Origin of the sequence: Aeromonas sp. FDAARGOS 1405 (assembly GCF_019048265.1) — a bacterium.
Classification (GTDB): Bacteria; Pseudomonadota; Gammaproteobacteria; order Enterobacterales; family Aeromonadaceae; genus Aeromonas; species Aeromonas veronii_A.
In genome coordinates, this window is record NZ_CP077311.1 from 3,155,502 (window position 1) to 3,168,361 (window position 12,860).

The 12,860-nt window shown below is 61.1% G+C and carries 10 protein-coding genes; all 10 read right to left on the reverse strand.

Features of this window, described 5'->3' with window-relative positions; translation table 11 throughout:
• Window positions 1-10 precede the first annotated feature (10 nt).
• Window positions 11-1,441 (reverse strand): HD domain-containing phosphohydrolase, encoded by a 1,431-nt coding sequence (locus I6L35_RS14675; protein ID WP_216978568.1) that lies wholly within the window; start codon window positions 1,439-1,441, stop codon window positions 11-13.
• On the reverse strand, window positions 1,438-2,568 hold the full coding sequence (locus I6L35_RS14680) for an FIST signal transduction protein (RefSeq protein WP_216978569.1): 1,131 nt from the start codon (window positions 2,566-2,568) through the stop codon (window positions 1,438-1,440). The genes I6L35_RS14675 and I6L35_RS14680 overlap by 4 nt, the downstream gene beginning before the upstream one ends.
• A gap of 191 nt (window positions 2,569-2,759) precedes the next feature.
• A complete protein-coding gene (gene nuoN, locus I6L35_RS14685; protein ID WP_194496077.1) occupies window positions 2,760-4,223 on the reverse strand; it encodes an NADH-quinone oxidoreductase subunit NuoN in 1,464 nt (487 codons plus the stop codon).
• The gene (gene nuoM / locus I6L35_RS14690; RefSeq protein ID WP_216978570.1) at window positions 4,220-5,764 is read right to left on the reverse strand and encodes an NADH-quinone oxidoreductase subunit M; all 1,545 of its coding nucleotides are present in this window, start codon (window positions 5,762-5,764) and stop codon (window positions 4,220-4,222) included. The genes nuoN and nuoM overlap by 4 nt, the downstream gene beginning before the upstream one ends.
• A gap of 98 nt (window positions 5,765-5,862) precedes the next feature.
• Window positions 5,863-7,710, reverse strand: coding sequence for an NADH-quinone oxidoreductase subunit L (gene nuoL / locus I6L35_RS14695; RefSeq protein ID WP_216978571.1), 1,848 nt, complete (start codon window positions 7,708-7,710; stop codon window positions 5,863-5,865).
• Window positions 7,707-8,015, reverse strand: a complete 309-nt coding sequence (gene nuoK, locus I6L35_RS14700; RefSeq protein WP_005337247.1) for an NADH-quinone oxidoreductase subunit NuoK — start codon at window positions 8,013-8,015, stop codon at window positions 7,707-7,709. Before nuoK ends, nuoL begins: the two co-directional genes overlap by 4 nt.
• The gene (gene nuoJ, locus I6L35_RS14705) at window positions 8,012-8,563 is read right to left on the reverse strand and encodes an NADH-quinone oxidoreductase subunit J (RefSeq protein WP_005359828.1); all 552 of its coding nucleotides are present in this window, start codon (window positions 8,561-8,563) and stop codon (window positions 8,012-8,014) included. The genes nuoK and nuoJ overlap by 4 nt, the downstream gene beginning before the upstream one ends.
• A 10-nt stretch (window positions 8,564-8,573) precedes the next feature.
• Window positions 8,574-9,116 carry an NADH-quinone oxidoreductase subunit NuoI gene (nuoI, locus tag I6L35_RS14710; RefSeq protein WP_005337245.1) on the reverse strand — a complete coding sequence of 181 codons (543 nt, stop codon included), beginning with the start codon at window positions 9,114-9,116 and terminating at the stop codon, window positions 8,574-8,576.
• Between the two features lie 10 nt (window positions 9,117-9,126).
• Window positions 9,127-10,095 carry an NADH-quinone oxidoreductase subunit NuoH gene (nuoH, locus tag I6L35_RS14715; RefSeq protein ID WP_005337244.1) on the reverse strand — a complete coding sequence of 323 codons (969 nt, stop codon included), beginning with the start codon at window positions 10,093-10,095 and terminating at the stop codon, window positions 9,127-9,129.
• On the reverse strand, window positions 10,092-12,830 hold the full coding sequence (nuoG, locus tag I6L35_RS14720) for an NADH-quinone oxidoreductase subunit NuoG (RefSeq protein ID WP_216978572.1): 2,739 nt from the start codon (window positions 12,828-12,830) through the stop codon (window positions 10,092-10,094). Before nuoG ends, nuoH begins: the two co-directional genes overlap by 4 nt.
• Between the last annotated feature and the right edge of the window lie 30 nt (window positions 12,831-12,860).

The following is a 12,860-nucleotide window of genomic DNA, read 5'->3' on the forward strand; positions in this document are numbered from 1 at the left end:
GCAACCAGAGTCAGGTGGTAGTAAAGCGGTAGCCCGCTTGCCAGACGGCGAAACAGGCATCGACCACCCGTTCGTCGTAATGCACTCCGGCATAGCGCGTCAGCTCGGCGAAGGCTTCGGTGAGGGGGAGGGCACGCCGGAACGGACGGTGGGCCGTCATGGCGGCGAGGGAGTCGGCGACCCGTATAATTCTCGCCTCCAGAGAGATGGCATCCCCCTGCAGCCCCTGCGGGTAGCCACTACCATCCATGTTTTCATGGTGCTGCTGCACTATGGTGGTGATGGGCCAGGGGAAGTCAATTTGTTGCAGGATCTCGCGACCTGTCTCCGGATGTTGTTTGATCAGTTCGAACTCCACCTGTCTCAGTTCCCGTGGGCGGGTGAGGATCTCTGCTGGGATCTGCAACAGGCCGATGTTGTGCACCATGGCCGCAAGGCCCAGCCCATCCAGCTGCTCCTGCGGCAGTTGCAGCTGTTGACCGATGGCCAGCGCGAGATCGTGCACGCGCCGTTCGTGTCCTGCCGTGACCGGATCTTTGTGGGCAATCGCGGAGGAGAGGGCCGCTATGGTCTGAAACAGCAGGGTGCGCTGGCGCTGCTCGCTCTCCTTGATATGAGTGATGTCGACCAGGGCGCCGATGATACCTGCCACCTCGCCCTGATGGTCATAGAAGAGATCCTTGAAGTTCAGCACCTGGTAGCGGTGGCCGCTGCGATCAAACAGCGTATGTTCGAAATATTGCGGCTGCCTGCTGCGCAGCACCTCCATGTCACGTTGGGTATATTCGTCCGCCATCTCTGGCGGCAGGATTTCGTCTACTCGCTTCCCCTGCAGATCGGTCCTGCTGATCCCGGTCACTTGAGTAAAGGCAGGGTTGCAACTGATAAAGCGCCCTTCAACATCCTTGTAGAATACCGGGATGGGGATGGCCTTGAGCAGGGACTCGTTGAGGCGCTGCATGTCGACCAGCTCGGCCTGCTGGCGCCTGGCGAGCTGTTCGCTGTCCTTGCATAGCTGGATGGCTCGAGCCAGATTACCAAGTACCGGGCTGAACAGATGGCAGACCGGTACAGTATGCTGCTGGGGGTGGGGTGCCAGCAGCAAGATGAGATATCCCCCGTCAACCCTGAGCCGATAGGCAAAGTGGTATGGCCGGCCACCGGGGAGAGGCACAGTTGTTTGCAGCGCACACTGATCTCCTTCACCAACCCAGGTCGGCAAGGAGAGCCGAGAGCCACAGTGCCGGGATAGCTGATCATCACCAATGACCTTGAGCAGCTCATATCCTTCCCGTTGCTGCTGCAATACCACACCAACCGGTGTGGCACAGTGAAACATAAAACGCTGCAACACCTTGGTGAGCAGGGCATCGAGTGTGACCTCCCGACCAATACAGAGGGCGAGATCGCAGACAATGGCCATGGCGTGATCGTTGTTCACCGCGGTCCCTCCCCGTTGCAGAGAATGGCGCCGTTGTGAAACAGCGGGTAGTCCCCTGGTCGCAGGCTCCCTATTTCACCAAGGGAGAGGGCACCAGCCAATTCATGTGCCCCACTGTGAGTGAAGAGGGTTTCCAGCTCAAGCGCACTCTGCGTACCGAAGTGCTGCTGACGCCCGGCGCAGTAGTAGAGCTCGATGTATTCAGGCACACCATGCTGGCTGAGTTTTCCGGCCAGCTCAATGGCATGGGTTGTCGGACTTTGCGGCGCCTTGAGCAGCGTGAGAATACTGTGGTCAGGGACCTCTCCCACGCAGAGCAGGGCACCCTCTTCGGTGACGGCGACCGGGATCCGCACGATTACATCGCCATTGGCTCTGAGCAACCCGAGCGGCAAGTGGACGCCGTACTGGTAGAACTGCTCCGGGGTGAGGTTCTGCTGGAATTGCTGCCGGATCAGGGATTGATAGCGGCTGAAGGCGGGTTCCCAGTCGATAAAGGAGATCTTGTTGCCCTCGCTGCTGGTGGCAAGCATGGGTTGAGCAGTGAGCTGGTAGCCGTGCTCGAGCAGGGAGTAACTTTGGTGGGGAAGCAGTACACAACTGACCCCATGATCCAGCAATGTCCGGGTATCAAACAGGCAGGGCATGGCAGTGAACTGACCGCTGCCCGCATTGACGCCGGCATAGTTGACCCTATCTGCCAGCCGCAAATAGAGCCCTTCAAGAATGGAGGCGATATTGGGGATCATGGCGTCGAAAGTGAGAAAGAGGGTAGGAATTTTCTGTGCATCCGGCCACTCGGAAAGTCTGGAGGCCAGTCGCTCGCAGATGATGGCGGCCAGTTCATCGGCGCTGGCTGTAGAAGAGAGCGGGATCAGCAGAGGGTTGTGAGATGTGGATCTGGGCAACAGCCAGGCCCCCCGTTCGTGGAAACCATGTCGGCTGACCAGGCTTGGAAAGATGGCGCCACAGAGCTGAATATCGAGGCGCTGACACTGCTGCTGCAGTTCGGCAACACGTGCGGCATCCCGCTCGGCCAGCAACACATCGAGTCGTCCCCCTCGATAGGGAAGCAGTGTATCGGTCAGTGGATGCGCATCAAATTGATGAAAAGTAGGCTGCATCATCGCTCGGAACTCCATTCCTGCCAGTCATCAATATATCAGCAAGGGGGCTGGCTGAATACCCATCAATATTTGATGTGTCAGTATAAGCCTTTCTAAAGACAGGCAAATTTGAGTCGTGGCAGGGGGTATCGGTTATGTGGCAATAAAAAACCGGCCACATGGACCGGTTTTGATTGAGAGGTTGTTTGATATTACTGCAGTACCACGTTCTGGAAACCCTGTACCAGAGAGATGACGGGTTGTGGGTAGAGGCCGAGCAAGACCACCAGTGCGGCAGAGAGCAGCACTACCACACCACCGGAGGAGAGTGCCCAGTCGGCGCTGGCATCCCGCTGCTGCATGCCTGGTTCGCGCAGATAGAGGGTCACCATCACCTTGAGGTAGTAGTAGAGACCCAGTGCGCTGCCGAGCACGATGGCGCCGGAGAGCCACCAGAGCTGCGCCTCGACGGTGACGCCGATGAGGTAGAACTTGCCGATAAAGCCGAGGGTCATCGGGATGCCCGCGAGTGACAACATCATCACCGTCAGTACGGCTGTGAGGTAAGGACGCTTCCAGAACAGACCGCGATAGCTGTGCAGGGAGTCTGCATCCTTGCCGCGATAGGGGCTCGACATCATGCTCACCACCCCAAAGGCACCCAGGCTGGTGAACAGATACATCAGCAGGTAGACCCCGGCCGCTTCCACCGGCATCTGGCCGAATCGGCTCGCCACGATCACCGCCAGCAGGTAACCGAAGTGGGAGATGGAGGAGTAACCCAGCATCCGTTTGACGTTGGTCTGCACCAGGGCCAGCAGGTTGCCGACCAGGATGGAGATGACCGCCATGGCTGCCAGCAGCCAGTGGATCATGGGATCGCTCGCCGCCGGTACCGCCAGATAGAAGCGCAGCAGCACGGCAAAGACCGCCACCTTGCTGACGGTGGCGAGGAAGGTGGCGACCGGTGCCGGGGCACCTTCATAGACATCTGGGGTCCAGAGGTGGAAGGGGGCCAGGGAGAGTTTAAAGGCAAAGCCGACCAGCATTAACCCCAAACCGCCCATCAGCAGCGGATGGTGAGCCGGGCTCTCGGCCAGAGTCTGCCCCAGGGCGGCAAAGCTCAGGCTGCCTGCCTGTGCATAGAGCAGCGCCATGCCAAACAGCAGGAAGGCGGTAGCGGCGGCAGAGAGCACCATGTATTTCACCGCGGCTTCCAGCGAGTGGCGCTCGCGGTAGGCGTAACCCACCAGACCGAACATCGGCAGTGTCAGCATCTCGATCCCGATAAAGAGAGAGGCGAGGTGACGGGAGCAGGCCAGCACCAGACCACCAGCGGTGGCGATCAGCAGCAGCAGGAAGAACTCCTCCCGGTTGTCCGGGTAGGCTTTCAGCCACGATTGACCGAAGGTGCAGGTGGCCAGGGCGCCGATGAGCACCAGTCCCATGTAAAAGACGGCGTAACTGTCCACTTGCAGCAGCGGGGTGACCCCCTGATCCCCTTGCGCCATCACGATGGGCAGCGAGAAGAGCGCAAGGTTGAGGCCAACAATGGTCACGGTAAAGGCGGTGGTGACACAGCGGCGCCAGGCGATGGCCAGCATCAGGGCCGCCATGGCCCCGGTGGTCAACAGCAGGGGAAGCAGTGCCAGCAGTTGGGAAGCGGAGAAAGTCATTGCAGGGCTCCAGCAGTCGGCAGCAGATACCAGTGCAGCACGTTGATAAGGCTGCTGCTGGCGGTGTCAATCACGGGTTGGGGATAGAGGCCAAGCAGAACCAGCAGGCCCGCGATCACCATCATCATGGTCAGCTCGCGGCGATCCAGCCCCTTGAGCATGCTCTCATCCTTGGCGGGGCCAAAGCATGCACGCTGCAACATGATGAGAGAGTAGACCGAGGCCAGCACCAGACCGAAGGTGGCGACCGCCGTGATGACAGGGGCAACCTGGAAGCTGCCGACCAGGATCAGGAACTCGCCGACAAAGTTGCCGGTGCCCGGCATGCCGAGCGACGCTACCGAGAAGAAGAGCATCACGCCGGGCAGATAGCGCAGGCGTCCCCACAGGCCGCCCATCTGGCGCAGATCCCGAGTGTGCAACCGCTCGTAGAGCTGACCGCAGAGGATAAAGAGGCCGGCAGCCGAGAGACCGTGGGCGATCATCTGCACAACGGCACCCTGCAGGGCCACTTCGCTACCTGAGTAGATAGCGATCATCACAAAACCCATGTGGGAGATGCTGGTGTAGGCCACCAGGCGTTTAATGTCGGTCTGGGCAAAGGCCACGATGGCGCCATACACGATGCCGACAAGACCCAGCACCATGGCGTAGGGAGCAAATTCGGCGGAGGCCTCCGGGAAGAGGGGCAGGGCAAAGCGCAGCAGACCATAGGCGGCGGTTTTGAGCAAAATACCGGCCAAATCCACCGAGCCTGCGGTCGGCGCCTGACTATGGGCATCCGGCAGCCAGCCGTGCAGCGGCACCAGCGGCATCTTGACCGCGAAGGCGATGAAGAAGCCCAGCATCAGCAGCCACTGTACACCCTTGCTCATCGGGGTATTGAGCAGCTCCAGATAGTTGAAGGTGAAGACACCGGTAGCATGCTGGTGGGTCAGCACCAGCCCGATGATGGCCACCAGCATGATCAGGCCGCTCACCTGGGTGTAGATGAAGAACTTGGTCGCCGCGTTGATCCGTGATTTGCCGTCAGTGACCGAATGGCCCCAGAGCGCAATCAGGAAGTACATGGGAACCAGCATCATCTCCCAGAAGAAGAAGAAGAGGAACAGATCCAGCGCCATAAAGACGCCGAGCACGCCACCCAGGATCCAGAGCAGGTTCAGATGGAAGAAGCCGATGCGTTGCACGATCTCTTTCCACGAACAGAGAATGGCCAGTACCCCGATAAAGCAGGTGAGGATCACCATCAAGAGCGACAGGCCATCCACCGCCAGATGCAAAGAGATGCCGAAGCGCGGGATCCACGGCAGGCGCCACTCGGCGGCCCAGGCGGAGGCAGCACCGGAGACGCCCGCGCTGTCGAGACCCGTGGTGGCAAGGGAGAAGTCACCACTTAGCCAGATGGCACAGGAGAGCAGCAGGCTGGCGCTCATGGAGAGGAGGGCTACCCAGCGGACAAACTGCCCGCCGAGACGCTCCATCTGCCAGCAGAGCAAGCCGCCGATAAAAGGAATTAGCAAGATCCAGAGTAAGGTCACGGTATCAGCTCTCGTTCAAGTTCATATGAGATTGCGCTCCCTGTTCCATCAGGGAGAGCAAACAGCCCGGCTGTACGGTCTTCGTGTTGTTCATCGCGTTACCCCAACAGCAACAGCGCCAGCACCAGCACGGCGCCGATCCCCATGGAGGCGGCATACCAGCGCAACTTGCCGGTGACTGTCCAGGCCAGCAGCTGGTTGCCCCGCAGGGCAAACCAGGCGGGCAGGCCCATCATCCAGTCCAGCGGGTCTCGGGCCAGCAGCCGGGTCGCCAGCAGATAGGGCTTGACCCACAGCTGGTCGTAGAGCCAGTCAAAGCCCCAGGCGTTGAACCAGAGGGTGCTGAGCAGGCGGCCTGGCGCGCTGTTGGCAATGGCGGTGGCCAGACGGCGCTCACCAAGGAACAGAAACGCGGCCAGCGTGATGCCCGCAATGGCGATGATGCCGGAGGCTACCTCCAGTGCATGGCGACCCTCTTCGATATGGTCCCCCGGGCCTGCGGGCAGTACACCTGCCAGTGGCGGGGTGATCAGCGCGCCTATGCCGGTAGAAAGCACCAGCAGCACCAGCAGCGGCAGATGGTGAGCCAGACCGTGACCAGCGTGGGCTTTGGTCTGCTCTTTGCCATGGAAGGCGATAAAGATCAGCCGGAAGGTATAGAGCGAGGTGAGGAATGCCCCTACCAGACCTGCCCACAGCAGCGCGCTTTGGCCAGAGGCTTCTACTTGCCACAGGATGGCGTCCTTACTGTAGAAACCGGAAGTGACCAGCGGCAACGCCGCCAGCGCCGAGCCCCCCACCAGGAAGCAGGCATAGACCAGCGGCAAACTCTTGCGCAGGCCACCCATCTTGAAGATGTTCTGCTCATGGTGGCAGGCAACGATAACGGCACCGGCGGAGAGGAACAGCAGCGCCTTGAAGAAGGCGTGGGTCATCAGGTGGAAGATGGCCCCTTCCCATGCGCCGACACCCAGTGCCAGAAACATGTAGCCAATCTGGCTCATGGTGGAGTAGGCGAGGATCCGCTTGATATCGGTCTGAACCAGCGCGGCAAAGCCTGCCAGCACCAGGGTGATGGCGCCAACCAGTCCGACCAGATGGAGGATCTCTGGCGCCAGCAGGAACAGGCCGTGGGTACGTGCAATCAGGTAGACACCGGCGGTCACCATGGTGGCGGCGTGGATCAGCGCGGAGACCGGGGTCGGGCCTGCCATCGCATCCGCCAGCCAGGTTTGCAGCGGCAGCTGGGCCGATTTGCCGACTGCGCCGCCCAAGAGCATCAGGCAGGCCAGCGACAGGGCAGGGGAGCCCTCGGCAAACAGGGTCGGGGCACGAACCAGCAGCTCGTGGATATTGAGGGTGCCCAGTTCCCGATAGAGGATAAACAGGCCGATGGCGAGGAAGACATCACCCACCCGGGTCACGACAAATGCCTTGAGGGCCGCCGCTCCGTTGTTGCGATCCTTGTAGTAGAAGCCGATCAGCAGATAGCTGCACAGCCCTACCCCTTCCCAGCCGAGGTAGACAAACAGCAGGTCATCGGCCAGTACCAGAAACAGCATGCTGGCGATAAAGAGGTTGGTGTAGGTAAAGAAGCGGGAGTAGCCCTCTTCACCGCGCATATACCAGGAGGCGAACAGGTGGATAAAGAAACCCACCCCGGTCACTACCCCCAGCATGGTCAGCGACAGGCCATCCAGTGCCAGCGAGAAGCTCGGGGTAAAGTTGCCCACCGCCATCCATTGCCACAGGCGCTGGACATAGACGCCCCCCTCGGGCGGGTTGCCCAGAAAGTCGATGCCCACCCACAGGGTAGTGAGGGCCGACAGGCCAATGGAGCCCACCCCGATCAGCGCCGAGGTACGCTCGCCAAACCGGCCGAGGGAGAAGGCCAATACCAGCCATCCCAGCAGCGGAATTAGAAAAGTCAGATATAAGAGGCTCATCCGCGCATCTCGCTCACAGTGTCCACGTTCAGGGTGTGGTAACGACGATAGAGCAGCAGTAACAGGGCAAGGCCGATACTGGCCTCCGCTGCCGCCAGAGAAATCACCAGGATATACATGATCTGGCCATCGGCCTGGGCCCAGCGGCTACCCGCCACCACAAACGCCAGTGCCGAGGCATTCATCATGATTTCGATACTCATCAGGATATAGAGCAGGTTGCGGCGGATCAGCAGACCGCACAAGCCGATGCAGAAGAGCACCGCGGCCAGCAGGAGGCCGTGCTCCATAGGGATTCCATTCATTGCTGACCTCCTTCTTGTGCAGAGCGGGATGCTGTGCGGGGGACGGAGAGCACTTCACCGCTCTTCTCTTCCCGACCCAGGTGATAGGCGGTTACCAGACCCGCCAGCAGCAGGATGGAGGCAAGCTCCACCGCCAGCACATAGGGGCCAAAGAGCTCGACACCCACCTGCTTGGCGGTCACCTCGGTCACTCCGATCAGGCCCCCGGTCACCCCGAGAATGCCGTGGGCCAGAAAGCCCAGCAGGATCAGCGAGAGCAGGGCTGGGCCCCCCCAGGTCATGGGGGTGAGCCACTTTTTCTCCTGCGCCTGGGCACTCCCCAGGTTCAGCATCATCACCACGAACACGAACAGCACCATGATGGCGCCGGCGTAGACGATCACCTGCAGGGCGCCCGCAAAGGCGGCACCCAGGCAGAAGAAGATCATGGCCACGGCGATGAGGGAGATGATGAGATTGAGCAGCGCATGCATGGGATTGCTGGTGCTGATCACCCGCAGCGTGCTGTAAATGGCCACCAGGGCCGAGGCATAAAATGCCAGTTCCATGATTGACTCCTCAGGGCAGCAGGCTCTTGACATCGATGGGCTTGGCTTCGTTTTCGGCATCCCCTTTCGGCTTGCCGTCGATGGCCATCCCGCTCATGCGATAGAAGTTGTAGTCCGGGTATTTGCCGGGCCCGCTGATCAGCAGATCCTCCTTCTCGTACACCAGATCCTGGCGGCGATACTCACCCATCTCGAAATCCGGTGTCAGCTGGATGGCGGTGGTGGGGCAAGCCTCTTCACACAGGCCGCAGAAGATGCAGCGAGAGAAGTTGATGCGAAAGAACTCCGGATACCAGCGACCATCTTCCCGCTCGGATTTTTGCAGCGAGATGCAGCCGACCGGGCAGGCAACTGCGCAGAGGTTGCAGGCCACGCAGCGCTCGTCCCCGTCGGGGTCGCGGGTCAGCACGATGCGACCGCGGTAGCGGGGGGCCGCATAGACTGCCTGCTCCGGATAGTTGAGGGTTTCACGGGGCCGCCAGGCATGGGAGAAGACCATGGCCAGACTGCGTAACTGGGTGCCGACACCCTGAATAATGCTAACAATTTTCATATTGAGTGCCTCACTGCGTACTTATCAGTACAACTGCCGCGGTGACCAGCATATTGATCAGGGTCAGCGGCAAGCAGACTTTCCAGCCAAACGACATCACCTGGTCAAAGCGCGGGCGAGGCAGGGAGGCCCGCAGCAGGATGAAGAACACCATGAAACAGGCGGTCTTCAGGGCAAACCAGATGAAGGGGGGCAGCCAGGGGCCGTGCCAGCCACCGAAGAAGAGGGTCACGATGAGCGAGGAGATCAGCACGATGCCGATATATTCGCCCACGAAGAAGAGACCCCACTTCATCCCCGCATACTCGATGTGATAGCCGTCGGCGAGCTCCTGCTCGGCTTCTGGCTGATCGAACGGGTGACGGTGGGTGACGGCGACACCGGCAAACAGGAAGGTGACAAAGCCCAGGATCTGGGGCACCACGTTCCACAAGTCTGCCTGTGCCTCGACGATATCCCGCAGGTTGAAACTGCCGGTCTGGATCACAATCCCCATCAGCGACAAGCCCAGAAACACCTCGTAGGAGAGGGTCTGGGCCGAGGCGCGCAAGCTGCCGAGCAATGAGTATTTGTTGTTGCTCGACCAGCCGGCGAACAGCACCGCATAGACCGCCAGCCCCGCGATGGCCAGGATGTAGAGCAGCCCCACATTGAGATCCGCCACGCCCCAGGTGGGGGTGATGGGCACCACCGCAAACGCCAGAATAAAGGCTGTGAAGGCGATGATGGGGGCCAGGATAAAGATCCGCCGATCAGCGAACGGCGGGATCCAGTCCTCCTTGAAGAACATCTTGATCATGTCGGCGGCCAGCTGGAGCAGACCAAACGGCCCCACCCGGTTGGGGCCGTAGCGATCCTGCCACAGAGCCAGCAGACGGCGCTCGATGAAGCTCATGAAGGCGCCAGCCCCCACGATCCCCACCAGCACGATCAGTGCCTTGCCCACCTCCAGCAACAGATCGATCAGCGACTCGCTCATGCGATCACCTCCTGCAGGTTAGTGATTGAGGCTTGTTGCAGGGCCGTCGGCAGGCCGTTCACCCCAAGGGGGAGCCCCACCAGACCGGCGCTCAGCTGCTCGCTAAGCCGCAGACGCAGTTGCCAGTGGCTACCGCCCCAGGAGAAGGAGACCTGACTGCCCCCGTGGAGGGCCAGACGCTGCGCATCAAGGGGATTGAGCACCAGCTCGGGTTCGTTCATCCGGGCCTGAATAACCGGGCTGCGAGCGGAGAGCTCCTCGCCGCCAAACAGCTGGGCATAATTGACCACTTGCAGCGCCTCTGCGGCCTTGAAGGGGGCGGGGATGGTAGTAAACCAGCCAAGGGTATCTTCGCTTGCTTCCAGCAGACGGCGACCCGGATCGCCAGCACGCAGTTTGCCACCCACTTCATCCTGGAACTTGTTCCAGGCGGAGGGAGAGTTCCAGCCCGGCGCCCAGGCGAACGGTACTTGCGGCTGCGGCTGTCGGGCTCCGGCATACCCTTCCATGGAGAAGTTGAAGGGGGAGTCGGGATCTTGCGCTACCCGCGGTTCGCTGACGTTCTGATCCGCCAGCATGGAGGTGCGACCGCTGTAACGATGCGGCTCACGGGCCAGTCGCATGCCACGGATCCGCAAGCCTGCGTTGGGCGCCGCTTCCAGCATGGTAGCCAGCAGCGGATGACTGCTGGCGCAAGCGTGGCTGATCTGCTCGAAGTTCTGCCAGCGCAGCGGCTTGCGTTCGATCGCCCCTTGCAGCGCCGCCAGCCAGCGCCACCCTTCACGCACCTGAATATCGGCGTTGTAGAAGGCGGGCGCATAGACCTGGAAGAAGCGCTGGGCGCGCCCTTCCATGTTCACCAGGGTGCCATCGGCTTCGGCAAAACTGGCCGCTGGCAGCACCAGATCAGCCTTGTTGGCGGTCGGGGTCGCCTGATGGTCGATGACCAGCAGGTGCTGCAGCCGTGCCAGCGCAGCATCCACCCGGTTGCGCGGCGCGCGGCGGTAGAGATCGTTCTCCAGGGTGACCAGTGCCAACCCCTCTTCGGACTCGATACGCGCAAGGGCGGCTTCGAGCGGCTTGTCTGACAAGGTTTGAGCGCCCAGCATGGCCAGACCCAGCGAGTTGGCCTCCTGGCCAACCAGCGCGATGCTGGCTTCCAGACCTCGGCCTTTCAGGGCGCGGGCAATGTTACTGGCCGCCTCAAGCAGCGCCACATCGCAGGCACTGGAGCCAGCAATGATGAGCGGCTTCCTGGCGTTGCCGAGCAGCTCGGCCCAGCGAGCCGCTTGTGCCTGCTGTTCGGGGCAGAGGTCGCTCACGGCCGGTGCGGCCGGGTCGAGCAGGTTGGCGATGGCAAAGCCAATGCGCGCCTGATCGGCATAGGGGGCGTGCAGCTTGTCGGCCGCCACATCGTCCAGACGGGTGGTGTCGAGGCTGGTGATGAGCAGCGGGTAGCGCTCGTTCTGACCCAGGGTCTGAACGGCGGCGACTTGCCACAGATCCACCTTCATCTTGCGGGCCAGCTCGCGAGCCTTGCCCTTGACGGCTTGGCGCAGCGCCAACGCGATACGGGCGGCGCTCATGGTGACATCTTCGCCGAGCAGCAGAATGGCGTCAGCCTCTTCCATGTCTCGCAGGCTTGGAGTCGGCACGCCGCCCTGTTGCAGGATCTGCAGCATCTTCAGCTGACAGGCCCACTCGGCCTGCTCGACGCCAGCGTAGAAGTTGTCTGCACCCACCAGCTCGCGCAGGGCAAAGTTGCTCTCCAGCGAGGCGCGCGGCGAGCCGATGCCGATGAGGCTGCTAGCGCTGCGTAGGGCATCGGCGGCTCGGTTGAGGGCGCCATCGACCGTGATGGTCAGCTGGTCGTTGCCATCTTTGAGCAGCGGTTGGCGCGGGCGGTCGGCCAGATTGACGTAGCCATAGCCAAAGCGGCCACGGTCACAAAGGAAGTAGTGGTTGACGCTGCCGTGGAAGCGGTTTTCGATGCGGCGCAGCTCGCCATAACGCTCACCCGGGCTGATGTTGCAACCCACGGAGCATTGCTGGCAGATGCTGGGGGCAAATTGCATGTCCCACTTACGGTTGTAGCGCTCGGAGTGGGTCTTGTCGGTGAAGACGCCGGTGGGGCAGACCTCCACCAGGTTGCCGGAAAATTCGCTCTCCAGGGTGCCATCTTCGACCCGACCGAAATAGACGTTGTCGTGGGCACCATAGACCCCGAGATCCTCGCCACCGGCATAATCCTTGTAGTAACGGACGCAGCGGTAGCAGGCGATGCAGCGGTTCATCTCGTGACCGATGAAGGGGCCCAGCTCCTGATTCTGGTGGGTGCGCTTGGTAAAGCGGTAGCGACGACTGTTGTGGCCGGTCATTACCGTCATGTCCTGCAGGTGGCAGGCGCCGCCCTCTTCACACACCGGGCAGTCGTGGGGGTGGTTGGTCATCAGCCACTCCACCACGCTCTTGCGAAATTCTTTAGCCTCTTCATCCTCGATGGCGATGTAGCTGCCATCGGTGGCCGGGGTCATGCAGGACATGACCAGACGGCCGCGCTTGTCATCGGCATTCTGATATTGTTTCACCGCACACTGGCGGCAGGCGCCAACGCTACCCAGCGCCGGATGCCAGCAGAAATAGGGGACGTCCAGACCCAGCGACAGACAGGCTTGCAGCAGGTTATCTGCTCCGTCTACCTCGTACTCTTTGCCGTCTACATAAATGGTTGCCATACAACTTCCCTGAAACCTGTTTTGTGAAAT